Origin of the sequence: Acinetobacter sp. YH12134 (assembly GCF_013418555.1) — a bacterium.
In the GTDB taxonomy this organism is placed as follows: domain Bacteria; phylum Pseudomonadota; class Gammaproteobacteria; order Pseudomonadales; family Moraxellaceae; genus Acinetobacter; species Acinetobacter indicus.
In genome coordinates this window covers 109,141-134,157 of the sequence record NZ_VPBT01000002.1, presented here as the reverse complement: position 1 = coordinate 134,157, position 25,017 = coordinate 109,141, and the positions used below count along the sequence as shown (strand labels likewise).

Annotated in this window: 27 protein-coding genes; 25 read left to right on the top strand and 2 right to left on the bottom strand. The window is 45.7% G+C overall.

What is annotated here, in order from left to right:
- Positions 1–5 precede the first annotated feature (5 nt).
- The 20 genes from lpxK (at position 6) to pyrF (ending at position 15,200) form a co-directional block, all read left to right on the top strand.
- Positions 6–1,022, top strand: coding sequence for a tetraacyldisaccharide 4'-kinase (lpxK, locus tag FTU69_RS02140; RefSeq protein ID WP_075174512.1), 1,017 nt, complete (start codon positions 6–8; stop codon positions 1,020–1,022).
- Positions 1,019–1,783 carry a 3-deoxy-manno-octulosonate cytidylyltransferase gene (kdsB, locus tag FTU69_RS02135; RefSeq protein ID WP_180103402.1) on the top strand — a complete coding sequence of 255 codons (765 nt, stop codon included), beginning with the start codon at positions 1,019–1,021 and terminating at the stop codon, positions 1,781–1,783. The genes lpxK and kdsB overlap by 4 nt, the downstream gene beginning before the upstream one ends.
- Before the next feature lie 8 nt (positions 1,784–1,791).
- Positions 1,792–2,775 (top strand): DNA polymerase III subunit delta', encoded by a 984-nt coding sequence (locus FTU69_RS02130; RefSeq protein ID WP_075166783.1) that lies wholly within the window; start codon positions 1,792–1,794, stop codon positions 2,773–2,775.
- A gap of 11 nt (positions 2,776–2,786) precedes the next feature.
- Complete coding sequence (locus tag FTU69_RS02125; RefSeq protein ID WP_005177501.1) at positions 2,787–3,128, top strand: PilZ domain-containing protein; 342 nt, start codon at positions 2,787–2,789, stop codon at positions 3,126–3,128.
- 29 nt (positions 3,129–3,157) lie between these two features.
- Positions 3,158–3,931, top strand: a complete 774-nt coding sequence (locus tag FTU69_RS02120) for a TatD family hydrolase (RefSeq protein ID WP_180088451.1) — start codon at positions 3,158–3,160, stop codon at positions 3,929–3,931.
- A 59-nt stretch (positions 3,932–3,990) separates the two neighbouring features.
- The gene (locus FTU69_RS02115; RefSeq protein WP_016658223.1) at positions 3,991–4,605 is read left to right on the top strand and encodes a TetR/AcrR family transcriptional regulator; all 615 of its coding nucleotides are present in this window, start codon (positions 3,991–3,993) and stop codon (positions 4,603–4,605) included.
- A gap of 5 nt (positions 4,606–4,610) precedes the next feature.
- Entirely contained in the window at positions 4,611–5,183 is a 573-nt protein-coding gene (locus tag FTU69_RS02110) for a prepilin-type N-terminal cleavage/methylation domain-containing protein (protein WP_168407097.1), read from the top strand.
- A gap of 109 nt (positions 5,184–5,292) precedes the next feature.
- Positions 5,293–5,664 (top strand): type II secretion system protein, encoded by a 372-nt coding sequence (locus FTU69_RS02105; protein WP_227554686.1) that lies wholly within the window; start codon positions 5,293–5,295, stop codon positions 5,662–5,664.
- Complete coding sequence (gene gspJ / locus FTU69_RS02100; protein WP_152342358.1) at positions 5,661–6,296, top strand: type II secretion system minor pseudopilin GspJ; 636 nt, start codon at positions 5,661–5,663, stop codon at positions 6,294–6,296. The genes FTU69_RS02105 and gspJ overlap by 4 nt, the downstream gene beginning before the upstream one ends.
- 45 nt (positions 6,297–6,341) lie before the next feature.
- Positions 6,342–7,289, top strand: a complete 948-nt coding sequence (gene gspK, locus FTU69_RS02095; RefSeq protein ID WP_180088449.1) for a type II secretion system minor pseudopilin GspK — start codon at positions 6,342–6,344, stop codon at positions 7,287–7,289.
- Between the two features lie 147 nt (positions 7,290–7,436).
- A complete protein-coding gene (locus tag FTU69_RS02090) occupies positions 7,437–8,033 on the top strand; it encodes a 6-carboxytetrahydropterin synthase (protein ID WP_005177512.1) in 597 nt (198 codons plus the stop codon).
- 41 nt (positions 8,034–8,074) lie between these two features.
- The gene (gene ung / locus FTU69_RS02085; RefSeq protein WP_005177514.1) at positions 8,075–8,788 is read left to right on the top strand and encodes a uracil-DNA glycosylase; all 714 of its coding nucleotides are present in this window, start codon (positions 8,075–8,077) and stop codon (positions 8,786–8,788) included.
- On the top strand, positions 8,785–9,909 hold the full coding sequence (locus FTU69_RS02080) for an enoyl-CoA hydratase/isomerase family protein (RefSeq protein WP_005177517.1): 1,125 nt from the start codon (positions 8,785–8,787) through the stop codon (positions 9,907–9,909). The genes ung and FTU69_RS02080 overlap by 4 nt, the downstream gene beginning before the upstream one ends.
- A 3-nt stretch (positions 9,910–9,912) precedes the next feature.
- The gene (gene tadA, locus FTU69_RS02075; RefSeq protein ID WP_104488986.1) at positions 9,913–10,434 is read left to right on the top strand and encodes a tRNA adenosine(34) deaminase TadA; all 522 of its coding nucleotides are present in this window, start codon (positions 9,913–9,915) and stop codon (positions 10,432–10,434) included.
- A gap of 57 nt (positions 10,435–10,491) precedes the next feature.
- Complete coding sequence (locus FTU69_RS02070) at positions 10,492–10,923, top strand: SRPBCC family protein (RefSeq protein WP_168384129.1); 432 nt, start codon at positions 10,492–10,494, stop codon at positions 10,921–10,923.
- 27 nt (positions 10,924–10,950) lie between these two features.
- Entirely contained in the window at positions 10,951–11,634 is a 684-nt protein-coding gene (gene cmk, locus FTU69_RS02065) for a (d)CMP kinase (RefSeq protein WP_016658215.1), read from the top strand.
- Between the two features lie 106 nt (positions 11,635–11,740).
- Positions 11,741–13,417, top strand: a complete 1,677-nt coding sequence (rpsA, locus tag FTU69_RS02060; protein ID WP_005177527.1) for a 30S ribosomal protein S1 — start codon at positions 11,741–11,743, stop codon at positions 13,415–13,417.
- A 160-nt stretch (positions 13,418–13,577) separates the two neighbouring features.
- Positions 13,578–13,883 carry an integration host factor subunit beta gene (locus tag FTU69_RS02055; RefSeq protein ID WP_005177533.1) on the top strand — a complete coding sequence of 102 codons (306 nt, stop codon included), beginning with the start codon at positions 13,578–13,580 and terminating at the stop codon, positions 13,881–13,883.
- Positions 13,884–13,908: 25 nt separating this feature from the next.
- Positions 13,909–14,274: a lipopolysaccharide assembly protein LapA domain-containing protein gene (locus tag FTU69_RS02050; protein WP_005177535.1), complete on the top strand. Its 366-nt coding sequence runs from the start codon at positions 13,909–13,911 to the stop codon at positions 14,272–14,274.
- Positions 14,275–14,519: 245 nt separating this feature from the next.
- A complete protein-coding gene (gene pyrF, locus FTU69_RS02045) occupies positions 14,520–15,200 on the top strand; it encodes an orotidine-5'-phosphate decarboxylase (protein ID WP_127799408.1) in 681 nt (226 codons plus the stop codon).
- Positions 15,201–15,264: 64 nt separating this feature from the next.
- On the opposite strand, the gene FTU69_RS02040 is transcribed toward pyrF, so the two are convergent.
- A complete protein-coding gene (locus FTU69_RS02040) occupies positions 15,265–16,173 on the bottom strand; it encodes a lysine exporter LysO family protein (protein WP_127799410.1) in 909 nt (302 codons plus the stop codon).
- 41 nt (positions 16,174–16,214) lie between these two features.
- Entirely contained in the window at positions 16,215–17,744 is a 1,530-nt protein-coding gene (locus FTU69_RS02035) for an NAD(P)/FAD-dependent oxidoreductase (RefSeq protein ID WP_160241354.1), read from the bottom strand.
- Between the two features lie 157 nt (positions 17,745–17,901).
- Here FTU69_RS02035 and FTU69_RS02030 point away from each other — a divergent pair, with 157 nt between their 5' ends.
- The 5 genes from FTU69_RS02030 (at position 17,902) to FTU69_RS02010 (ending at position 25,007) form a co-directional block, all read left to right on the top strand.
- A complete protein-coding gene (locus FTU69_RS02030) occupies positions 17,902–18,909 on the top strand; it encodes an AraC family transcriptional regulator (protein WP_168389801.1) in 1,008 nt (335 codons plus the stop codon).
- A gap of 83 nt (positions 18,910–18,992) precedes the next feature.
- Complete coding sequence (gene zapE, locus FTU69_RS02025) at positions 18,993–20,147, top strand: cell division protein ZapE (RefSeq protein WP_180103401.1); 1,155 nt, start codon at positions 18,993–18,995, stop codon at positions 20,145–20,147.
- A gap of 379 nt (positions 20,148–20,526) precedes the next feature.
- A complete protein-coding gene (locus FTU69_RS02020) occupies positions 20,527–22,692 on the top strand; it encodes a malate synthase G (protein ID WP_180103400.1) in 2,166 nt (721 codons plus the stop codon).
- Between the two features lie 135 nt (positions 22,693–22,827).
- Positions 22,828–24,270, top strand: coding sequence for an aldehyde dehydrogenase family protein (locus FTU69_RS02015; RefSeq protein ID WP_168383052.1), 1,443 nt, complete (start codon positions 22,828–22,830; stop codon positions 24,268–24,270).
- 68 nt (positions 24,271–24,338) lie between these two features.
- On the top strand, positions 24,339–25,007 hold the full coding sequence (locus FTU69_RS02010; protein ID WP_180103399.1) for an SOS response-associated peptidase: 669 nt from the start codon (positions 24,339–24,341) through the stop codon (positions 25,005–25,007).
- Positions 25,008–25,017 lie beyond the last annotated feature (10 nt).

The following is a 25,017-nucleotide window of genomic DNA, read 5'->3' as shown; positions in this document are numbered from 1 at the left end:
CAGCCATGTCATTTGCACAATTCATTCAGGACGCTTGGAACAAGCAAGCCAAATGGTTGGTTGTGCTACGGCCGTTGGCGCTGTTATATCGTGGTGGCAGTGTGCTGAATCAGAAGCTGTATGCTTCGGGGATGAAAGCAGCCTATACCGCACCAGTGCCGGTGATGGTGATTGGCAACATTACCGTAGGCGGTAGCGGCAAAACGCCGCTGCTGATTCATCTGGTTAATTATCTGCATAGCCTGAATGTGCGTGTTGGCGTAATTAGCCGCGGCTATGGCGGCAAAGGCCCATTCCCGGCCTATGTTGATTTTGAATCGACGCCGGACATGGTCGGCGATGAACCCTGTCTGATTGTACAATCTACCGGTGCGCCAATGGCGGTCGGTGCCAATCGTCAGCAGAGTATTGAATTGCTGCTGTCCAGACATGAACTGGACCTGATTATCAGTGATGATGGTTTGCAACATCTGGCGCTCAATCGCCAATTGGAATGGATTGTGCTGGATAATAATCGCGGTCTGGGCAATGAAAAAATTCTGCCTGAAGGTTATTTGCGAGAGCCGAAAAGCCGCCTGAATACAGCAACCGTGATTGAACATGCGGCACAGCCAAGTTCAGCGCTGAATATGCATCTGGAAGTGGCTGAGCCTTATTTACTTAATGCCATAGAGGGTAAGGTGTTTAATCCGCAAGATGCTTTTTATGCCGTGGTTGGGATTGGTTTTCCGCAGCGTTTTTATCGCACCTTAGAGTCGATGGGCATCCAGCAATTCCAGTGCCACGAATTTCCAGATCATCATGATTATGAAATTGATGACTTGCAGTTTGAAGATCATCAACCGATTATTACCACCGAAAAAGATGCGGTGAAGATTTTGCCCTTGCTGAAACAGTATCCTGATTTTAACCGGGAAATCTGGGTGGTGCCGGTTGAAGCGGTATTGTCACCTGCTTGTTATCAGGTTTTGCATCAACAGTTAGCGCAACTGGGTTTGACCCTGAATGAAGGACAGTTATGAAACACATCGTTATTCCTGCACGTTTTGCCAGTTCACGCTTACCGGGTAAGCCCTTACTTGAAATTCATGGCCGTCCCATGATTTTACGGGTGGTGGATCAGGCCAAAAAAGTTGAAGGTTTTGATGACTTATGTGTGGCGACAGATGATGTGCGTATTGCCGATGTCTGCCGCGCTGAAGGGGTGGATGTGGTCTTGACTTCAGCGGATCATCCTTCTGGGACTGACCGTTTAAGTGAAGTAGCGCGGATTAAAGGCTGGGCCAGTGATGACATTATTGTCAATGTGCAAGGTGATGAACCTTTGTTGCCCGTGCAGCTGGTGAAACAGGTGGCGCAGCTCTTGGTCGATCAGCCTGGCTGTTCGATGTCGACACTGTGTGAACCGATTCATGCACTGGATGAGTTCCAGCGTGACAGCATTGTCAAAGTGGTGATGTCCAAGCACAATCAGGCTTTGTATTTTAGCCGCGCGACCATTCCTTATGATCGTGACGGGGCGAAAAATGCCGTGCCGCAATTGCATGATCAGGCTTATCGTCATTTGGGCCTGTATGCCTATCGGGTAAAACTGTTACAGGAATATGTGACTTGGGAGATGGGTCTGCTGGAGCGTCTGGAAAGTCTGGAGCAGCTGCGGGTGCTGGAAAATGGACATCGGATTGCGATTGCCGTGGCTGAAGCCAATTTACCACCGGGTGTCGATACCCAGGAAGATCTGGATCGCCTGAATACGCTTGATCTTGCGCATTTTGAATCGTAGAGCTGGCCATGCAGAATGAAGTGACTGCGCAGATTTATCCCTGGCAGCAAACAGTTTGGGATACACTAACGGGCAGATTTCCCCAGTTGGGCCATGGACTGCTGTTTTATGGTAAAAAAGGCTGTGGCAAAGAAGCTTTTGCGCAGCAGTTTCTGGCCTGGATTTTGTGCCAGCATCGTCATGAGCGCAATCTGCCCTGTGGCGAGTGCGGCAGTTGTCAATGGTTAAAATCAGATACGCATCCGAATTATGTTTATATCACGATCGATGAAGAGAATAAAAAACAAAACGCGAAAATTAAGATCGAGAAGATCCGTGATTTATTACCATTTGTGCAACAAACCGTAGATGGCTGGCGGGTTATTGTGATTGAGCCGGCAGAAGCCTTGAATATTGCCTCTGCCAATGCCTTGCTGAAAACACTGGAAGAACCCGGCGAGCGGGTGGTGATTATCCTGCTGGCCGATCATTACCTAAAGCTGCCCGCGACTATTCGCAGTCGTTTACAGCATTTTGCCCTTGACCGGATTGCTCCGGAACTGGCCCATGATTTTTTAAGCCAGCATTTGCCGGAAAGCAGCGAGCAGCAAAAACAGCTGCTGATGAACCTGTCCAATCAGATGCCGCTGCAAGCCATTCAGGTGGCCGAGCAGGACTGGTTCTTTAAGCGCGCTGATTTTGTGCAAGACTGGCAAAAATTGGTCAGTCAAAAAAATATGCCGATGGCAATTGCTACCAAGTGGAATAAAGAGCTGAGTTTTAGTGAATTTGGTCAGATGTTTGAATACTTGTTGTCAGATTTGATTTGTGTCAAGCTAAATCAACCGGTGAAAAACATCGACCTGACACTAAGCGCGCTGGCCGAGCAGTATTCGCTGGAAGCATTATTTGATATTTATAGTGATATACAACAATCAAAACAGATGACAGAGCAGAATGTTCAAAGCAATCTGATTCTTGATCAGCTGTGTATAAAATTGATGAATCTTTAAGGGGAAACAGTATGCAGCCACGTATGGGCGGAATTATCCAGGCCAATATTCCAGATCTAGAAACGCTCTATTTAAGTTATATGCCCTATGTGGTCGATGGCGGACTGTTTATTCCTTCCAAGCAACCGGTGCAGATGGGCGAAGAAATCTTTGTACTTGCGACCTTGCCGGAACAATCACAAAAAATTCCACTGACCGGTAAAGTAATCTGGATTTCACAAAAACAGAATGGGGTGAAATTACAGGGCTTTGGTATTCAACTCAGTGGTGAAAAGGGTCTGTATTACAAAGCAGAAGCAGAAAGACTACTGGCAGGACTTAAGTCTTCAAATCGAAACAGTTACACTATGTAGTCTGTTCTAAGTTGTTGTAGGAAACGCCTGTGTTTGTAGATACGCATTGTCATTTAACCATGCTCGATTTAACTCCGTATGATGGAAATCTGGATCTGGCATTGGCGCAGGCGCGAGAAGCCGGCGTATCTAAATTTATGAGTATTTCGGTCGATCTGGATGACCATATCGAACTGGCAAAAATTGCCGCACGTCATGCAGATGTCGGTTATACCGTGGGTGTGCATCCTTGTGAAGATGTGGCCACCATGGCGCGTGCCACCACTGACTATCTGGTCGAGCTGGCACAACCGGAAAAAGTCTGGGCGCTGGGGGAAACCGGGCTGGATTATTATCACAGTACCGATTTTATTGCCGAGCAGAAAGACTGTTTTGCCCGCCATATCCATGCCTCGCAAATTGTAAAAAAACCGGTGGTGGTGCATACCCGTTCAGCCAAGCATGATACGGTTGATATTATCCGCGCAGAAAAATCAACCCATGGGATTTTGCACTGTTTTACCGAAGACTGGGAAACCGCCAAAGCGGTACTGGACTGCGGTTACTATGTCTCTTTCTCGGGTATTGTGTCGTTTAAAAATGCTCAGGATTTACGGGATGTGGCCAAGCAGGTGCCACTAGATCGCGTTCTGATTGAAACCGATTCACCGTATCTGGCACCAATGCCATATCGTGGTAAATCAAATGAACCAAAATATGTCCCATATGTAGCCAAAGCCCTGAGTGATGTATATGATAAATCACTGGAAGAGATGGCTTTCATAACCATGCAGAATTTTGAAAACCTCTTGAACCAAAAGTAAAAATCTAGGATTTTTAAAACTGACCGATAAGTGCATAAGAGAGAGTTTATAGGGTGAAGATGGATCGTCAGGCTCAATTTCGAGCAAGAGAAACCTTAATTTTTCAAGTGGCAGAGCAATTGCTATTAGAAAATGGTGAAGCAGGGATGACGCTTGATGCCTTGGCCGCAGAATTGGACCTGGCCAAAGGCACGCTTTATAAACATTTCCAGAGTAAAGACGAGCTGTACATGTTGCTGATTATTCGTAATGAGAACATGCTGCTTGAAATGATCAAGGATGCTGAGAAAAAGTTTCCTGAACATTTGGCCTTCTTTATGCTGCATCACTTGCATCATCCAGAGCGTACGGTACTGTTCCATCAGATTGAAGAGCGCCTGTCGACTACCGGTATGGGCATCAACCATCTGTTTAACGAACTGTATCAGGTGCGTAAACAGCGCCTGCGTCTGATTATTCGCATGACCGAGCATTATCTGGAATCAATTCAGAGCAAAATGTCAGTGCGTGATTATCTGGCCTCGATCTGGTCATTGACGCACGGTGCGGCGGCCATTCTAAATTCCAGTTTTTACCAGCGTTATCTGGGTTCACGTGACACCTTGCGCGTGGCCTATATCGATCAGGCACTGGCCTTGCCGAAACAAGTTCAACATCTCGAACAGATCGTCTAAATCTCATGACTAGATCGCATCACTTCTCATCTGTTCGTGGTTTTACACTCATTGAATTGATGGTGGTGATTGTGGTCATGGCCATTGCTGCTTCATTGGTGCTGATGAATATCGGCGGGGTGGACCAGCGCAGTGCCATGCAGGCACGTGAAGTGTTTTTGATGGATGTGAAGAAGCTGCAACGCGAAGCAGATGATCAGTCGCGTGTGCTGGCCCTAAATGTGCAAAATGCCAGCGATGTGTCACCATTTCGTTATGAAGTTCTGGAATATTTGCCAGCAACCACCGCTACCGACAGTTCAAGCGTCATGCTCAGTCAAACCGCGACCCGCTGGCAAAAATATGCCGAATTTGAGATGCAAAGTTTGCCCGATGGGGTGAGCTTTCAGATTCAGCCTTTACAACACGGATTTGAGAATGCGCAGAATGCCGCCTTGCTGCAAGGCGATGCCCCGAAACTGATCTGGCTCGGTAATGGCGAAGTCAAGCCGGTTCGAATTCAGTTTTATTTCGAGCAGCGTCCGGTTGGGGCTGAAATAGAAATTGATCATCTGGGTAAGATCGTGAATGAAGAATAAATTATTTTCAGCGTTCTCGCCTGATCTGCAAAAACTAGACCGGCTTTCCAGCTGTTCAACATCCGCGTACCGATTACGAGCACATCCGCATCAGACCCGATTCAAACGTATTGCCGGTTTTACCTTATTAGAAGTGATGGTGGCACTGGCGATTTTCGCTACAGCTGCCATGGCACTGACCCAAGTGGCCATGCAATATACCCAGTCCACCTCTCATGCCATTTTAAGAACCAAAGCGCAGTTTGTGGCCTTAAACGAACAGGCTCTAATGGAAATCCAGCAGGACTGGCTGACGGGTACGCAATCAAAACAGGTCACCCAGCAAGATGAAAACTGGCAAATTGATAAAAGTGCACAGCCCACCATTAGCCCGAATGTGCAGCGGGTAGAAGTGCAGGTCAGCTTATTTAACCCCGATACCGGCCAGGTGGAAGCTGGCATCACCCATTTGGTGTTTTTTAATCATCGGGTGGCGCAATGATTAAGGCTAAACGCGGATTTACCCTGGTCGAGCTGCTGGTGGCCATTGCCATCTTTGCGGTGCTGTCTGCCTTAGGCTGGAAAGTATTTGATTATCTGGTCAAGGTCAAAGACCGTAACCAGTGGCATGAACAGCAGTTAGAAGGATTGCAGGGTGCCTATCAGCAAATCTTGCGTGACAGCATTCAAATTGTACCGCTGACGGCCAACATCAATAATGATATTCAGCCAGCTTTGGTATTACAAAACGGCCGTTTTAATTTTAGCAAGACCGGTGTGACCGATCCTTTGCAGCAGGGCATTGCCCCGACTGAACGGATTGAATATCAGTACCGGGCCGACGAACAAAAACTGTATCGTCTGAAATATGCCAATTTGCATCAATCCGGGCAGGATCAGCCGGTTTCCAGCGTATTATTGGACAATGTTAGCCAGTTTCAGGTTAGTGTGCTGAATCCGCAGGAACTGAGTAACTGGCCAGACAGCAGTATTGACTTAAATGATAATCAACAAAAACGCAAACTGCCAAAAGGCATTAAAATAAATTTAACCGTACAAGATGTACAATATGAATGGATTTTTAGCCTGTTAAATACTGACTTCCTGAAATCAGACAATAAAACCACATCATAAAACAGGCACTAAAGATAGGCAGTGAATGGGGCAATGGGACAGAACATGAAGCAGCAACAGGGTATTGCGCTAATCACCATTTTAATGATGGTGGTATTGGCCACCATTTTGGCGGCGACCATTGCCAAACGTCAGGCCTATACCGCAGAAAGTACTGCTTATTTAATGCGACAGAACCAATCCTTGCTCTATGCCAAAAGTGCCGAAGCCTTCTTCGCTGAATTGCTCAAAGATGATGCTGAAAATGCTGCCGAGGTCGATCATCTGCAAGAAAACTGGGCCCAGCCGATGCCAGCCTTTCCTGTCGAAGATGGTTTTGTGGCGGGTGTGTTGAGTGATGAATCGGGGAAGTTCAATTTAAATGCCTTGCTGAATGACAATGGCAATGTTAATGAAAATGCCAAACTGTATTTTGAACGGCTGCTGGTGCGTGTTGGCTTGCCTGCCCAAATCAGTGAAGCGGTAATTGACTGGCAAGATGCCGATGATTTACCCATCGGGCCGATGGGTGCCGAGAGTAGCTATTATCAGGGCCTACCTAATGGTTATTTACCTTCAAATTCCCTGTTTTATAGTGTCGAAGAACTGAAACAGGTGCGCGGCTTTGAAGAGGGCCATTATCAGCTGTTACTGCCTTATGTCAGTGCTTTGCCGAACCGCAGTACCAGTATCAACATAAATACGGCACCGGCTTTGGTGCTGGCCAGTATTGATGACAAGCTGGATGTGAACCAGATTCAGCAGGTGCTGGAACAGCGTCAGGCCAATCTGGAGCATTTTGCCAATACGCAGGAACTGTGGGAGCTGGATGCCTTTAAACAGGTGGATGCCGCCCTGAAAGCTCAGGTCGGTGCTTTACTGGGGGTACAGTCCAATTACTTTAAGGCAAAAATTGAAGTGATGCTGAGTGAACGCAAACGCCAGTTTAGTAGTGATCTGGTGCGCGATAAAAAAACGGTTTATGTGGCCTATCGCAGCATGGCACCATTTTAAAACACAGCCTTTCAGCGCAATTTTCACTGTGCATAAAGCGAGATAGGTTTTAGCTATCAAGTTAAACAGCAAATTTAATGCTTATTCCTTTAATTTTGCTTTATAATTAATAGTCGATTCACAAATAATCTGGCCTGATCGGGACACATGTTAATTCGTAAGTTATTTAAGTTTGAAAATGCTCATATTGTGCGTAACTGCACTTCAGACCGCTGTAAACGTTCAATACACGGCCATAGCTATAAAGTTGAGCTGTTACTTAAGGCAACGAAATTAGATCATGGTCAAATGGTCTATGATTTTGGCTTGCTAAAAGGTGTGATTAAAGAAATTTTTGATTCTTTCGATCATGCGATCTGTTTCTGGCAACAGGACAATCCGGATTATATTCAGGCCTGCCAAAACTTCAGTGCACGCTGGGTCTCTTTACCAGTATCGCCATCTGCCGAGCAGTTTTCCCGTATTTTCTTCTTTCTGGCGCAGCAGGTGCTGGCCTCAACCATCACCCAGAATGGTGAAGGTGATGTTGAAGTCTATTCGGTAATTGTGCATGAAACCGATACCGGTTATGCGCAAAGCTTTTTGGAAGATATTGAAAATGAACAAATGGGACGGCTTGCCTTGGATCAGATCGAGTTTTCAGCGCAGGTGCGCGCGGAATGGTCAGATCCCGAGATGTATGAAAAATTGAAACAGGGTATTAAATTCCAAAACCCAAGCGTAGATTTACAGGTTAAACTCTAATACACACATCCTGACATGGATATAAAGGATTTAATACAGGTATGTCTTTAACTGAACAGCAACACGCGAAACTGGAGAAGGTTCAGTTAGATGCGAGCTGGAAATATGCCCTGAGCGATTTTTTGCTGGGTGAGAAAATGGATGCCTTAAAAGCATTCCTACTCGAAGAAAAACAAGCCAATAAAGTGATTTATCCACCAAGTGGCTTAATTTTTAATGCACTAAATACCACGCCGCTAGAGCAGGTCAAAGTCGTTATTCTGGGCCAAGATCCTTATCATGGTCCGAATCAGGCACATGGCCTGAGCTTTTCTGTGCAGAGAGGGGTTGCATTACCGCCATCTTTACGTAATATTTTCCATGAGTTACATACCGACTTGGGGCTAGATATTCCCAAGCATGGCGATTTAACCCGTTGGGCGGAACAGGGTGTGCTGCTGTTAAACAGTGTCCTGACTGTTGAGGCTGCACAGCCAACATCGCATCAGAAGCGGGGCTGGGAAGAATTTACAGATCATGTGATTGATGTCCTAAATGAACAGCGTGAGCATATTGTGTTCATTTTATGGGGTGCCTATGCACAGCGTAAGGGACAACGCATTGATCCGAATAAACACTTAATCTTGAAAGCCGCACATCCGTCGCCGCTGGCGGCAAACCGTGGTGGTTTTTTTGGATGTAAAGTGTTTTCAAAAACAAATAATTACCTGAAACAACATGGCATTGAGCCTATAGACTGGCAGCTGGACGCATGACACAAACTCCCGTATTGAAACAGTATCATCCCGATTTAATTGTTGAAGAAGCACAAAATGGCTGGCGTATTGTTCGTTTGAACCGTCCAAAGTCGTTGCATGCACTGGATGAATCTATCGTGACTGCTTTACTGGAAGTCTTTCAGGACTTTCATACGGATGAGCAGGTGAAAGCCATTTGGCTCGATTCCACTACACCAAAAGCCTTCTGTGCCGGTGGCGATGTGCGCAAACTGCGTCAACTGGTGATTAATGACGAAGTTGAGGCAGCCAATAAATTCTTTGAACAGGAATATGCGCTGGATTTGTTGCTGCATAACTATGCCAAACCGGTTCTGGTCTGGGGTGAAGGTTATGTGATGGGCGGTGGTTTGGGTCTGTTTATGGCAGCGCCGTTCCGTCTGGTAACCCCGCATTCACGTCTGGCAATGCCGGAAATTAATATCGGTCTTTATCCAGATGTAGGTGCATCGCGCTTTCTGGCAGATCGGGGTGCTATTGGTCTGTTCACTGGTTTAACCGGTTCGATTATGACTGCCGCCGGCGCTTACGGAATTGGCTGGGCCACACATATCTGCGATGTCGCACGTGATGTGGTGTTGGACCGGATGATTAATATTGACTGGGATCATTATCCGGCCGGTGATTTCCGTGCTATTGATGACACTTTGAACAGTATGCATCGTCCGGTTGGACCAGGACCATTACAGAATTCATTGGATGTAATTCATAGCGTGTGTCGTGGTGTCAACTTTGAACATGACTATGAAGCAATTGTCGGTTTAAGTGATGCGCGTAGCGACTGGCTGCGTCAGGCCAGTGAAAACCTGCAAAAAGGTTCACTGACAACTGCAGCCCTAAGCTGGTTATTATGGCAATGGGGCAAGCAGGTGCATTCATGGAATGAAGTGTTTGAACTGGAAACCCAGATTTCGGCCTGGAAAATCAATCATCCTGACTTTGTTGAGGGTGTGCGTGCCCGTCTGGTCGATAAGGATTTATCTCCAGAGTGGAAGCAGGGAGCTGATCGCAGTCTGAAAGGTATTCTGGCTGATGATCCACCAGTGACTTCAATTCAAAGCTGGAATGATCTACTGAAACGTCATGGTGTTATCAGCTGATTTATGTCTGATGTAGAAGCTTATTCTGATGAATACTGGATGCAGCATGCTTTTGAGCAGGCTGCATTAGCGGCCTCGCAGGGAGAAATTCCTGTCGGGGCAATTTTAGTCAGTCGGAACCAGATTATTGGGTCAGGCTATAATGCGCCCATTTCCCTGAATGATCCTACTGCGCATGCTGAAATTCTGGCGATTCGTCAGGCCTGTAGCCACATTGCAAATTACCGTTTGCCGGAAGATACCACGCTCTATGTCACGCTAGAGCCGTGTACCATGTGTGTGGGTGCGCTGATTCATGCCCGGGTAAAACGGGTAGTATTTGGTACCACCGAGCCGAAAGCCGGTTCTCTGGTTAGTGCACGCCAATTGCTGGACAGTGGCTATTATAACCATCTGTTTGAGTTTGAATCGGGCTGTTTACAAACCCAGTGTGCAGCCCAGTTGAGAGATTTTTTCAAGCTGCGTCGTGAGCAGAAAAGACAGCAAAAATTACAACAAAAGTCCTTAAATGATCAGAATCTTTAAAGCATTTTCCTCTACACTAAGCCGTGTACGTGATTGAATCCCTTTAGGAACAATAAAATGAACGCTATTCAAATTAAAAAAGAATTTAATGCGCCTGTAGCACAGGTATTTGAATTAATGTCGAAACATGCCACCTATAACACCGCTTTTGCACCTTTGCAGGTTAAGCGTGTCAAGGATTCCGCTGATCCTGAACGCCCGGATGGTGTGGGTTCGGTGCGCCGGATGGGTTTTGGCCCGGTTAAGCCTTTGCAGGAGCAGATTACGATGCTCGAGCCAAATCAGCGGATTGAATATAAAATTATTAAAAATCCGTTGGTGAAACATCATTTGGGCGTGATTGAATTTGAGCCTGTGGCAGAAGATAAAACCCTGGTGACCTACCGGATTGAGCTGCAGGCACGCGCGCCTTTTGTCAGTAAACTCATTCTTGCCCAGTTGAAAACTGCAATTAAAATCGGTTTAAGTAAACTGGCTAAATCTGTATAAAAATCTGTAAATATGTCTGGAAACGCAATGACAGTTCAAATTATTACCATTGATGGGCCAAGTGGCTCAGGTAAAGGTACGCTTGCCGCCAAACTGGCTGCACATTATCAATTTCACTTGCTGGATTCAGGCGCGCTGTATCGTCTGCTTGGGCTGTCATTGCATAAGGCAGATTTGCTGGAAAGTCTGAGTAACGAACTAAGCAAATGCATCGAAATTGCAACAAATTTAGACATCAAATTTCAGAGCACAGCAACCGGCACTCAGGTCATGCTGGATGGCGAAGATGTCAGCCAGACCATCCGTACCGAACGTGTCGGAGAATATGCTTCAAAAGTAGCAGCAATTCCGGAACTTAGAACGGCATTGTTGGCCCGTCAGCGTGCTTTTGCCCAGGCGCCGGGGCTGGTAGCCGATGGTCGTGACATGGCCACCTCCATTTTTCCTGAAGCACAAGCCAAAATTTATCTGACCGCATCGGCAGAGTCGCGCGCGCAAAGACGTGTAAAACAGTTGCAGGGTATGGGGCTGGATGCTAAAATAAACGACATTTTAGCTAATATCGAAGCTCGCGACAAACGGGATATGGAGCGCGAAGTTGCTCCACTCAAGCCAGCGGTTGATGCTTACATCATTGACAGTTCAGATTTGAACATCGATGAAGTCTTTCAACTGATGACACGTTATGTCGATCAGCAATTAGCAAACTAAATTTATTCAGCGAATGCATAGCTTGATCAGTTTTATACGGACTATGTAAACGCTTAACTAAACCGGCCTTGTCTGATCCAAGACCGCTGACTTTATCGGAAATATCATGACCGAATCTTTTGCAGCCCTCTTTGAAGAAAGCGAATTAAACCTCAACGTTGAAAAGGGTGCTGTCATCCAAGGCGTTGTAGTAAGCATCGACTCTGATTGGGTAACAGTTGACACTGGCCTTAAATCTGAAGGTATTGTTGACCGTGCTGAATTCTTAAATGAACAACGTGAACTTGAAGTTCAAGTTGGTGATACTGTTGATGTTGTTGTTGAAGCTCTCGACAACGGTATGGGGCAAACAGTTTTATCACGTGAAAAAGCGAAACGTGCTGAAACTTGGACTAAACTTGAAAAAATCTTTGAAGACGGCGAAATCGTTACTGGTGTTATCTCTGGTAAAGTTAAAGGCGGTTTCACTGTTGACATCGGTCCAGTTCGTGCGTTCTTACCAGGTTCTTTGGTAGACACTCGTCCTATCCGTGACACCACTCACCTTGAAGGTAAAGAGTTAGAATTCAAAGTTATCAAGCTTGACGCTAAACGTAACAACGTTGTTGTTTCTCGTCGTGCTGTTATGGAAGCTGAATCTTCAGCTGACCGTGAAGCGCTTCTTGCTCAGCTTGAAGAAGGTCAAACAGTTACAGGTACGATCAAGAACCTTACTGATTACGGCGCGTTCGTTGACCTTGGCGGTATCGACGGTCTTCTTCACATCACTGACATGGCTTGGAAACGTATCAAGCACCCATCAGAAGTTGTTGAAGTTGGTCAAGAAGTTACTGTTAAAGTACTTAAGTTTGACAAAGAACGTAACCGCGTATCTTTAGGCCTGAAACAATTAGGCGAAGATCCATGGTTAGCGATCATGAGTCGTTATCCTAAAGGTTCTATCGTTAAAGCTCGCGTAACTAACTTAACTGACTACGGTTGCTTCGCTGAAATCGCTGAAGGCGTTGAAGGCTTAGTACACGTTTCAGAAATGGACCACACAAACAAAAACATCCACCCATCTAAAGTTGTTCAGATCGGTGACGAAGTTGACGTTATGGTTCTTGAAGTTGATGAAGAGCGTCGTCGTATTTCTCTTGGTATCAAACAAACTCGTGCTAACCCATGGGAAGAGTTTGCTAAGAACCACGACAAAGGTGAAAAAGTTTCAGGTACAATCAAGTCAATCACTGACTTCGGTATCTTCATCGGTTTACCAGGCGGTATCGATGGTCTAGTTCACTTGTCTGACATCTCTTGGAACGAACAAGGCGAAGAAGCGATTCGTCGTTACAAGAAAGGTGACACTGTTGAAGCGGTTATCCTGTCTGTAGACGCTGAAGGCAACCGTATCAGCCTTGGTATCAAGCAATTGAACAGCGATCCATTCAACGATTTCTTAGCTGCTAACGAACGCGGTGCGCTGGTTAAAGGTACTGTAACTGCAGTTGACGCGAAAGGCGCGACTGTTAAGTTAGCTGACGAAGTTGAAGCAACTCTGAAAGCATCTGAAATCAACCGTGATCGCGTTGAAGATGCAACTAAGTTCTTAGAAGTTGGTCAAGAAGTTGAAGCGAAAATCATCAACGTTGACCGTAAGTCTCGCTCTATCAACTTGTCTATCAAAGCGAAAGACGAAGCTGAAGAGAAAGAAGCAGTAGCTAACTTACGTCAAGCAACAGCTTCTCAAGACAATGGTCCTAAGACTATTGGTGATCTGATCAAAGCTCAGATGAACCACTAAGTAGCCGTGGAAAAGTATGATTAATGTAATTTAACTCTTACTTTTTACACAAATACTGTAAACGGTAGCGTAGTATTAACTTATTGCGCTACCGTTTTGTATTTAAACAGGTTATTATCGGTTTTGAGTTAAAGTAGCTTGATAATTAAAGAGGTCGCAGATGACTACTGAAGCACTTAATAAGTCTGACTTAATAGAGCGAATTTCCCTAAAAAATCCACATTTAGCGGAACCTTTAGTTGAAGAAGCTGTTAAGATTATGATTGATCAAATGATTGAATCACTGTCTGCAGATAACCGAATTGAAATTCGTGGATTTGGTAGCTTTGCATTACATCATCGTGAGCCACGTGTAGGTCGTAACCCGAAAACGGGTAAGTCAGTTAAAGTGGCGGCAAAAGCGGTACCTCATTTCAAACCAGGTAAAGCATTGCGCGATGCAGTGAACGCATCTGCAGAGAAATAATTAATTTATATCCTGAGGTGTGTTTATGCGTTACGTCTTAGTCGCATTATTGATTGTACTGTTTGGCTATTCATTGGCTCTGGTTTTACAAAACGGGACCGAGCTGTCGGTTGACCTTTTGTTCACTCAAGTTCCAGCCATGCGTTTGGGGTTATTGTTATTACTGACCCTGGCATTGGGTGTTGTTGTTGGACTTTTACTGGGTGTGCAGATTTTCCGCGTATTCCAGACCAGCTGGGAAATCAAGCGACTGCGTAAAGATATTGACCATCTGCGCAAAGAGCAAATTCATACGGCACAGTTGGCAGCGGCTGAGGCAGCTGCAAATACACGCCATGAAAAAACGGTAGTAGATATTCATCCGAATGATCGTTCATCTACACCTTTATAGTGGGCGCTTGAATAAAGTTGAATGGCTTTATTCAGGGTCTGTAACTTGAAATATTTAACGCTTAAGAGCTGATCTCTTAAGCGTTTTTTATGCAGCCATGTTTTGAAATGCTTAGTTTGTTCTATAAGGTTTTATAAATAAGCAGTTTAATTTAACTGCTTTGCTTATATTCAATAAAATTCACTTGGTTGCCAGATTTGAAATTCGTATAATGCTTTAATTTTGTCAGTTTTAAGGGTCTTCTCATGAGTATTATCGTTGCTTTAGATGCAAAAAGTCATTACGACGCAATGACAATTGCCGAGCAGCTAGACCCAGCCTTATGTCGGGTTAAGGTCGGTAAAGAGCTGTTTACCCATGAAGGGCCAGCAGTGGTCAAAGCACTGCAAGATAAAGGCTTTGAAGTTTTTCTGGATTTGAAATTCCACGATATTCCTAATACCACGGCTCAGGCTGTATGTGCGGCAGCAGACTTAGGGGTGTGGATGGTGAATGTGCATGCCTCTGGCGGCCGGAAAATGATGGAAACCTGTGTAGAGCGCTTAAAAGCAGGGAATTACAACACCCAGCTGATTGCAGTGACTGTTCTGACCTCAATGGGCCGTGAAGATTTACGTGATATCGGTTTAGATATTGAGCCATTTGAACAGGTGAAGCGTTTAGCCGCCTTAACCAAAGACAGCGGTTTGGATGGCGTAGTTTGTTCAGCGCAAGAAGCCAAGATGCTGCGTGAAAGCTTGGGTCAGGAATTTGCTCTGGTAACGCCGGGGATTCGCCCTGAAGGTTCTGCTGCAGATGACCAGAAGCGTATCGTCACACCTAAACAGGCGATGCTGGATGGTTCAACGCATCTGGTGATTGGTCGCCCAATTACCAAGGCGGAACGTCCTCGTCAAATGCTTAAAGATATTCTAGCGACGTTGTAATCCCCTAAATCCCCCTTTTCAAAGGGGGACTCCTCATTTTGTAAAGGGAGGTTGGGAGGGATTATTAAATCACTGCCAGAATACTGACCACGATAGGTGCCAATACTGACAACACAAAACCACTGACCATGGCATGCGGAATAAAGTCATTGCCACAGGCCTGTTTCACCATTGGTAAGGTCACATCCATTGCTGTAGCGCCAGCAGAAGAAATGGCCGCACGCGGATAGCGCCAACCCATCAGATACATCAGCACAATCGCAAAGATTTCCCGGAATAAATCATTCATCAGGGCAATACTGCCCAGTTCAGCTGTACGCAGTTCACTAATTACAATCCCGCTCATGGAATAAAAGCCATAGCCTTGCGACAGCATGATCAGATCTTTTAGGGAAATGTGTGATAGCCAGAATAAGCAGAACAGCGCCCCTAAAATCGAGCCAACAATACAGCCCACTGGCACCAGCAGGATGTTCCAGTTTAACCAGGAGTGGTCAAGTGGCGCACGTGCGAGATCAAAACCAATCATTAGCATAAAGACCAGTAATAAATGCCAGGTACTAATATGTAAATTGAGCTGCCAATATTCACTGCCCAGATAAAGCAGATAACCTGCGGCTAAAGCAATGAAGGCATAACTGATATTGAGTAAGGATTGTAGTACCAGACTGAAGGATACGCGTCCTTGGCTGGGCTGAAAACCGGCCCATTTAAACAGGCCATAACAGCAGGCGAAAGCGCCGAGACTGGTGCTAAATGAAATCAGCATTGCGCTGGTTAAAATACGTTCCGGTTGAGGGATTTGGTTTAAAGTCTGGGCAAATTCAAGTGAAATGGCGATGAGGAGAATATAGCTGAAATAAGGTAACAGTTTCAGCATAAGCTGTTGCAGCCAGCGGGGAAACCGGGCTGCAAAGGCATAGCCGAGATAGAGACAAAATAGTAGCTGGAAAATAAGCCAAAAGGATTGCATCTATACTCGCCTAAAATCAATTCCTGCTTATTATGCCTGAATTAGCTGGCCAGCTGTTGTTTTGCACGTTTATTCAGTAAGCGATAATCAGCCGGATTCACTTTCTGGGTTTTTAACCAGTATTTCCAGGTATAGGTCGGCCAGAGGGCAAAGTTTTTACCGCCATCTTGCTGATACCAGCTGACACAACCGGATTGCCAGATGGTCCCGGCCAGCATCTCCTGAACATAACGGTTATAGTCATCATGAACCTGATCTTTAATGACTATGGCATCGGTCTGGGTACGTTCGACCAGCTTGATCATCTGCAAAATATAGTCGACCTGTGCCTCAATCATAAACACTACGGAATTATGCGCCAGCACGGTATTGGGGCCTAGCAGCTGGAACAGGTTGGGAAAGCCTTTGGTGCAAATGCCGTAATAACTTTCGGCGCCATCTTTCCAGGCCTGTTTCAGCTCCACGCCATGTTCACCGACACAATCAAACGATTTCAGATAAATGCGCGGATCGGTAATAAAACCGGTGCCATAAATCAGACAATCAATTGGGCGTTCTTTGCCATCTTTGGTGATGATGCTGTGTTCAGTCAGCTCCTGAATGGCATCAGTCACCAGTTCGACATTGGTGCGATTAAAGGTCGGATAATATTTATTGGAGACCAGAATACGTTTACAACCCATAATATAGTCAGGAATCAGCTTGGCGGCGATGCGTTTGTCCTTGACCTGATATTTTAAAAAGGCTTCGGCCAGTTTCTGGGTATATTTCATTACCCCTGGTTTTACAATCGGCACCACGCGGGATTCATTGGACCAGTACAGGCGGGCGCGGTGCAGTTTTCTAAACCAGTCAAACTTTTTAAACAGCTTTTTTTCAAGCTGGCTATAGAGTCGTTCATCGCGTGGAATCACCCAGGCGGCGGTACGCTGAAACACATACAGCTGTCTGGTTTGTGGGGCAATTTCCGGAATATATTGAATGGCACTGCCGCCAGTACCAATTGAGGCGACATTTTTACCGTTTAAGTCGTATTGATGATCCCACTGCGATGAATGAAAGACCTTGCCTTTAAATTTTTCGATCCCCGGAATATGTGGAATTTGCGGCACATGCAAGGGTCCGGAGGCAAATACCACGTATTGGGCAATTAGCTTGCGCTGCTGATTGAGCTGTAAATGCCATTCGCAGTCCTGTTCCTGATAATGCGCAGACAGGACTTCAGTCTGAAACTGGCAATAATCTCTGAGCTGGAACTGATCGGTCAGGCCCTGAATATAGGCAAAAATCTCTGGCGCTTCGGCATAGCGTTTTGACCAGTCGGTTTTGGGCGCAAATGACAGGGAATACATATGCGATTGCACATCACAGGCCGCACCCGGATACTGGTTTTCCCGCCAGGTACCACCAACCTCATTGGCTTTTTCCAGAATAATAAAATCGGTGATCTGTTGCTGCAGTAGGCGAATGGCCATCGCCAAGCCACCAAAACCGGCACCAATAATGGCAATTTTAGTTTTTTGAACGGCATGATTTGTAGAAAAATCATGATTTGACAATGCATCATGCATAGTTGTATATCCTTTTCTTTTTATTTCTATGATTAGCATATAAGCGGGTCAGTGCAGATGCCATGATAGCACTGACAGAAAAATTGATATTTTCGGCAATTTAAAAATAGTGAATGATATAGTAAAACAGATATACAGACGTGACTCAAGCGCCCCTATGAAACGATCCATTCTCGGTCTCATGTACTTAATTCAAGGTATGCGAAATGCCGGAATTGATGTGGATGAGCGTTTGCAAAGTATCGGGCTGCATGCAGATGCACTGGATGCCAGTTCGGTGATTCATCCGCGACTGGAACTGGATATTCTGAAGATTATTGGCGCCGGGGTGCGACCTGAGCAGGGTATTTTTATTGGCCAGCATTATGCACTGGCCGGTTATGGTCCCTTGCTGATGTTACTGGTGACCTCTGACACTATTGCGACCGCGATTGAAAAAGGCATTCAGTATCAGGGGCTGACGCATCTGACCGGGCAGCTAAAGCTGAAACATGAAGCAGATCGGGTGGCGCTGCAATATCTGCCGAATGATCTGGATAGCGATTTGGGTATGCTGCGGGCGCAATGTGAAATTTCCGGGACTTTCAAGTTTATTCAGGATCTTTACAAGATGATGAGCCTGAATGTGCCGCAAATCCGTATTGAACTGCCATTTGCACGTCCAGATCAGGCACAGGCCCTGGTGGCTTATCATGACTATTATGGTCATGACTTGTGTTTTGGCCATGACCATGCAGCGTTCTGGTTCGAGCAGTCGGTGCTGGAAGTGAAAATTCCATCCGCCGATTCAATTACCTTTAAGACCTTTGAAGAAAAGTGTATTGAAGAGCTGCAGCGCTTAAAACTGGAAGATCAGGCACCGACCTTGGTGCAGCGGGTCAAAGATTATCTGGAATTGCAGCAGGGCGTGATGCCGACCATGGCCGAAACCGCGCAGGCCTTACAGATTCCAGAGCGCACCTTGCGTCATCAGTTACAGCAGCTGAACACCAGTTATAAACAGATTCGTGAAGATTTAATTAAAGACAAGGCATTGAGATTAATTGAATATCAAGCTTATTCAATTGAAATGATTGCAGAGTTACTGGGTTATTCAGAACCTGCGGCCTTTAATCATGCCTTTAAACGCTGGTTTGGACAAAGTCCGCGCCAGTATGGGAAATAGCCTAAGCATTTTAAACCCAAAGTGGTATATTGTGCGGCGGTTATCTTCGTTATCATTTATTAACCCCAAAAGTACTGAATAATATGTCTGACTTCAACTCATCCCACAACACAGCATATACTCCATTGTCTCCGGCAGAACGCTATGTACAGGCGTTGGCGTCGGGGCAGTTCATGCCAGATGAAGCACAGGCCGAAGCGGTACACGAGCTGGACCGGGTGTGGCAAGAGTTAATTCAGCGTTATAAAGCCTCGAAAAAGGCCTTTCGCCGTTTTCGTCGTCAGACATCCCCGCGCGGTGTGTATATGTGGGGCGGGGTTGGACGCGGTAAAACCTGGCTGATGGACCAGTTCTATGAATCAATTCCGTTTCGCCGCAAAATCCGTATGCACTTCCATCACTTTATGCAGCATGTGCATCGTGAACTGAACAAACTGTCAGGGCAGCGTAACCCGCTCGATACAGTGGCTGATCAGATTTATAAAGATGCGGTGATCATCTGTTTTGATGAATTCTTTGTATCTAACGTGACCGATGCCATGATTCTCAGCGACCTGTTCCAGAAGCTGTTTAATCGCGGCATTACTTTGGTGGCCACCTCAAACATCGCGCCAGATGGCTTGTATAAAAATGGTATTCACCGTGACCGCTTTATTCCGACCATTGAAATGGTGAAAAAGAACTGTGCCATTTTAAATGTCGATGCCGGGGTGGATTACCGTTTACGCGTGTTAAAGCAGGCGCAACTGTTTAAATCGCCACTGACGCATGACCATAATGTCTGGATGGCGCAGCGTTTTGATGCGCTGACCCATACCCAAACCCATTCGGATGAACCGATTACCATCAACAACCGTTTAATTGAAACGGTGGCGCATACTGAAGATGTGTTGTGGTGTGAATTCTCGGAAATGTGCCTGAAACCGCGTAGCCCAGCTGACTATATTGAAATTGCCAACCTGTACAATACCGTGCTGGTCAGTAATGTGCCGCATTTAACCGATTATCTGGCCGATGGTACACGCCGTTTTATTTATCTGGTCGATGAGTTTTATGATCGTGGCGTAAAGCTGCTATTAACCTCAGAAGATTCGATTATTGAACTTTACCAAGGTGAAAAACTGGCCTTTGAAATTGAACGGACGCGTTCACGTTTGCTGGAAATGCAGTCAGATGATTATTTACATGCAGCGCATCGTCAGATTTCAGCTGCGGGTGCATCGACTGAAGCATCTTAATACTGAATTCGACATATTTAAAAAGCGTCCAACCGGGCGCTTTTTTTGTAGCAAAAAATCTTTGCTGCTTTTATCGACATTTTGTTCAATTCATGGCTTAATCTTGGCTAATAATAAAACCCGGAAGGGCTGAAGTACCGAATTTTCTTTACAATTCTGAACTTAAGTCTAATTCCGACATTTCAAAAACTTTATACACTGTAGGTTATATATTTCGCTTAATGATAATGTTACATCCTAAGATTATTTTATTTTTAAATAGCAATATTTATTTAATAAAAAATGATCACTATTTAGCAATGTGATAATACTATTCAGCCAAATATAAATCGGTATACTAGAATCTCTTGTATAAAAAGTAGCAATATCAGGAAAGACAATGACTGCACGTATTCAAAAAGGCAAGTTAGCGATTGCTAAAGAACTTTACGATTTCATCGAAAATGAAGCATTACCAGGTTCTGGTTTAGACAGTGACACCTACTGGAAAAACTTTGAGCAAGTCGTTGTCGACCTTACGCCTAAGAACAAGGCATTGCTTGCCAAACGTGATGATCTGCAAGCGAAGATTGACGAATGGCATCGCAATAACACATTTGAACTAGAAGCTTACAAAGCCTTCTTGTCTGAAATTGGCTACTTATTACCAGAAGTAGAAGATTTTCAAATTACGACTGAAAATGTAGATGAAGAAATTGCATTACTGGCAGGCCCACAGTTAGTTGTCCCTGTACGTAATGCGCGTTACTGCCTGAACGCAGCCAATGCACGCTGGGGTTCTCTATACGACGCACTATACGGCTTTGACGTAATCTCTGAAGAAGATGGCGCAGAAAAAGGCAAAGGCTATAACCCGAAACGTGGTGAGAAAGTTATCGCATTCGCGAAAAACTTCCTGGATGAAACTTTCCCGTTGGCGCAAGGTTCACACGCAGATGCAACAAAATATGCGGTTGAAGGCAATGCACTGGTTGTTAGCCTGAAAGATGGCTCAACTACGACTGTTGCAGATGCTGCTAAATTTGTCGGTTATAACGGCGAAGCGGCTGCACCAACTGAAGTTGTGCTGAAAAATAACGGCCTGCACGTCATCATCCAGATTGATGCCAACAGCCCAATTGGCCAAACTGATGCTGCTGGTGTTAAAGACGTAGTTCTTGAAGCTGCAGTAACAACAATCCAAGACTTGGAAGACTCTGTTGCAGCGGTTGATGCTGAAGAAAAAGTAGAAGGCTACCGTAACTGGTTAGGCCTGATGAAAGGTACACTGGAAGAGTCGATTGAGAAAAATGGTAAAACCATTACCCGTAAACTCAATGCTGACCGTACCTTCAAAAATGTTGAAAGCGGTGAAACCAAGGTTCATGGCCGTTCATTGATGCTGCTTCGTAACGTAGGTCACTTGATGACCAACCCGGCGATTCTGGTCGATGGTGAAGAAATTTATGAAGGCATCATGGATGCATTGGTAACACCTCTGCTTACTGTGGCTGACATCCGTGGTGAAAACACGATCAAGAACTCGCGTAAAGGTTCAATGTACATCGTGAAGCCAAAAATGCATGGTCCAGAAGAAGTGGCATTTGCAGTTGAACTATTCGAGCGTGCTGAACAGGCGCTGGGCTTACCTGCGAAGACTTTAAAAATTGGTATCATGGATGAAGAACGTCGTACTTCTGTGAACCTGAAGAACTGTATTGCACAGGCGAAAGACCGTACCATCTTCATTAACACAGGTTTCATGGACCGTACTGGTGACGAAATCCATACCTTCATGGAAGCGGGTCCATTCGTTCGTAAAGGCGAAATCAAAGGCCAAAAATGGTTCCCGGCGTACGAAAACCGTAACGTGATGGTCGGTCTGCAAACCGGTTTACGTGGTAAAGCACAGATTGGTAAAGGCATGTGGCCAAAACCAGACATGCTGTTAGACATGTACAAAACCAAGACTGAACATCCAGAAGCGGGCGCAAGCTGTGCGTGGGTTCCATCACCAACTGGTGCAGTGGTTCACGCGATTCACTACCATCAAATTAATGTCGCGAACCGTCAGCAGGAATTGCTTGCGACTGAAGCGCTGCCATTAGATGATCTGTTAACGCCACCATTGGCAACAGACACCAACTGGTCTGATGAAGAGAAACTGAAAGAACTGGAAAATAACTGTCAAGGTATCCTGGGTTATGTCGTTCGTTGGGTTGACCTGGGTGTGGGCTGTTCGAAAGTTCCAGACATCAACGATGTTGGCCTTATGGAAGACCGCGCAACTTTGCGTATTTCTTCTCAGCACGTTGCTAACTGGTTACGTCACGGTATCGTCACGCGTGCACAGGTTGAAGAAGTGATGCAACGTATGGCGAAAATTGTGGATGAGCAAAATGCCAACGATCCACTGTACACGCCAATGGCAGCAGACTTTGCCAACAACGTTGCATTCCAGGCAGCGTCTGACCTGATCTTTAAAGGTGGCGAGCAGCCAGCAGGTTATACCGAGCCGCTATTGCACGCAGCACGTTTAAAATTAAAAGGCTATACAGGTGACTAATCCTGAATTTGCCTGATCTAAAAAGCCTTCTTCGGAAGGCTTTTTTTTATGGCAATAATTACACACCGAACAGCACTAGAACTTTCTGTGCAGACCTTTTAGAGTGAAGGAAATCATCAAAATCTGGAAGATGTTATGGGCGCGTATCAATTTCTTGATCAACAGTTTATTGCCGGTGAATGGATCAAGGGCACTTCAACCCGAATCCTGGACAATCTGAATCCTTATACCCAAGAAAGCATTTTAAAATTACAAGGTGCCAGTATTGTCGATGTCGACAGTGCCTATGCGGCGGCTTTGGAGTATGCCGCAAAGTGGGCAGACAGTTCAGCCGAAGCACGAAAAAATCTGCTGCTGCGCGTAATTGAGATTATTCAGGCGCGTCGGGAGGAAATTATCGACTGGCTGATTCAGGAGTCGGGCAGTACCCGTTTAAAAGCCAATATTGAAGTCGATGCTGCAATAGGCATTTTAAAAGAAAGCTCGACTTTCCCGGAGCGTATGTTAAGCCAACAGTTGCCATCTCCCGATCCAACCCGTCAAAGCTATGCGGTACGTAAACCGCTGGGCGTGGTGGCGGTAATTAGCCCGTGGAATTTTCCTTTTCATTTAAGTATGCGTTCGGTGGCTGCAGCACTGGTGCTAGGCAATACCGTGGTGCTGAAACCGGCCAGTGATACGCCAATTACCGGTGGCTTGCTGCTGGCTAAACTGTTTGAAGAAGCCGGTGCTCCGATGGGCAGCCTTAGTGTGCTGGCAGGTGCAGGTAGTGAAATCGGCGATTATTTTGTTGAACATGAAGTGCCGAAACTGATTTCCTTTACCGGTTCTACCGAAGTGGGCAAGCGCGTGGGTCAGCTAGCAGTGAGCAGTCCCAATTTAAAACGGCTGGCGCTGGAGCTGGGCGGAAACGCACCTTTGGTGGTGCTGGATGATGCCGATCTGGACTTGGCGGTAGAACTGGCGGTGATGGGGCGCTTTTTGCATCAGGGTCAGATTTGTATGAGTACCAATCGCATTATTGTTGATGCAAAAGTGCATGACAGTTTTGTCGGTAAACTGGTTGAACGCAGTAAAAGCATTCCTTTTGGTGATCCGAATGAAGATACTACAGTGATTGGCCCAATTATTAACCGCGATCAGGTGCAGAAGATTCAGCATATTATCCAGCAAGGACAAGAGGCTGGCGCGACGCTGGTACTGCAAGGTGCCACGCGCGGTCATGTGATTCCACCGCATATTTTTATTGATGTTGACCCGGCGTCGAGTCTGGCGCAAGAAGAAAGTTTTGGGCCGGTACTGCCGGTGATTAAAGCGCAAAATGAAGCTGAAGCACTGATGCTGGCCAATGCCACACGTTTTGGCTTATCCAGTGCAGTCTGTAGCGCCAATATTGAACGTGCCAAAGCCTTTGCCTTAAAAATTGACGCTGGGATGACGCATATCAATGCCATTACCGTGGCGGATTATCCGAATGCGCCTTTTGGTGGCGAGAAAAATTCCGGTCTGGGGCGTTTTAATGGTCAATGGGTCTTAGAAGAGTTTTGTCGCACCCACTGGTTAACGCTACCTAGTTAAAGCGTAGGCGCAACTTAACCGCCTGAAGGCGTATAATAGAGCTGTCTAAACTGAGCAGCCATATTTCCATGTGTGCCAACTTTAAACCGCTTACGCTACAACAGCGACAGGATTTAAATCTCCCGGATATTCCTTTTGAATATGAAGATGAGGTCTATCCGGGTTATCACTTGCCTTTACTGTTCAAATCTGAACAGGGACTGGAATGGCGTAAGGTGATGTTTGGTCTGGTGCCGAAGTGGGCGGAAGATAAGAGTATTGCCCATAAAACCTATAATGCCCGTAATGAAACCCTGTTACAGAAACCCAGCTTTCAGGAAGCGGTGCTGAAACGCAAGTTTGGGGTCATTCCGGTAACGGAGTTTTATGAATCCAAATATATTGACAATAAACCGCAGCGCTGGGGCGTGCGCCGTAAAGATGGGCAGGCGTTTTATATTGCGGCTTTATATGAAATTTGCAAAATTCAGGATGAGATTATTCGTTCCTGCACCATGATTACCATGGACGCGATCGACCACCCAATGATGAAAGACTTTCATGAGCCGGGCAATGTCAAACGTTCGGTGATTGTGATTCCACATGCACGTTTACAAGAATGGCTTGGCCAAACTCAGCCGGATATTCAGCGTTTTGTCGAAGGTTTTCCGGTTGAAGAATTTGAATGCTCGCATGTGCCAAAAATAAAAATCGAAAAAGTTAGTCCCCAACTGAACTTTTTCGATTCTTTGTCATAAGCAGTGTGCA